General features: G+C 65.8%; 1 protein-coding gene. It reads right to left on the bottom strand.

Translation table 11 applies throughout. From position 1 onward, the window contains the following. Window positions 1–1,027 (bottom strand): tyrosine-type recombinase/integrase (locus ACWCPM_RS34735; protein WP_450980251.1); only part of this gene is annotated, 1,027 nt, incomplete at its 3' end. Between the last annotated feature and the right edge of the window lie 168 nt (window positions 1,028–1,195).

The following is a 1,195-nucleotide window of genomic DNA, read 5'->3' as shown; positions in this document are numbered from 1 at the left end:
AGATGGCCAGGGAGCTGTCGCTCTCGTGGCCGACCTGCTGCTGGATGAAGCGGCGGTCCACCCCGTCCTCCGTCAGGTGCGTGACGTACGAATGCCTCAAGGAGTGAGGGACCAGCTCTTTCGGCAGGCCAAGGGCGTCGCGGTATGCCTCGAACCGGTCGTTGATCGAGCCGGGCCGCAGGCGTCCACCGCGTTCGGTGATCCACAGAGCGGGGTGGTCGGGGAATCCGAAGCGCGGACGGACGTTCTCGACGTAGTCGGCGACTGCCTCGACGGCCCAGTCCATCACCGACAAGACGTTCCGGCGCCGCGGAGGCTGGCCCTTCTTGGCCTTGCCGTAGCGGACGTTGAGCGTGCCGTACCGGCCGAACTGCCGGGCCTGCGGGTTGCGCCCGAAGTCGACCACATCGAGCTTGGAGGTCTCGGTCCGGCGAAGTCCCCACCCGTAGATCACCTTGAAGAGGGTGGCGTCGCGGTAGGCCGCCAGGGCGCCCTTGCGTTTCGCCCGTAGCGCTCGTTCGACCTGGTCGTCGGCATAGTCGAGGAAGAGCTGCAGCTGTTCCCGGGTGAACGGCTTCGCCTCCGGGTCGCCCTCGTAATCGTTGAGGTGGGCGATGGTGTTCCACTCGTGACAGACCGCCACCGGGAAGGTGCCGAAGGCTTCCTCGCAGGCAGGGCCCCATCCGTAGCGGCCGTCAATGAGGAACTCGCTGAACAGTCGCACGGTGCCCTGGTAGCTGCGGATCGTCGACGGTGCCAGATGCTTCTCGCTGGTCAATGAGACCGACCACTCGTCCATGTGGGCCGGCGTCCACTGCCACGGGTAGTCGTTCGCGAACTCCAGGAACCGGCGTATGAGTCGTTCCCGCGGATCGATCGTGTCGTCCTTCAACCCCCGCGACTTCTGCTGAGCACGCCAGCCCCGCAGCATCGCGTCGAACATCGCGTCCTCGGGACGCAGTTGGACCACCCCGGAGACGAGCTCCAGATGAGCCGACCCGGCCAGGGCCACCTTGCGCTGATGCACCACTCCAGACCATCCCTTCTGGAGGGCAGATCATGCATCAGAAGGGATCGGCTCGGCAACACGCCTGGTCAGGCAGCTAGCTCGTAGTAGCCTCGGAGTCCTTCAAGCCCTCGCCGTGACCTGGCGACCTGCGGCTTCTCGCCCGTCTGATGCAATTCCCGAGGGTTG

Source organism: Streptomyces sp. NPDC002309 (assembly GCF_053593375.1).
This window is presented reverse-complemented; position numbering and strand designations above follow the sequence as displayed.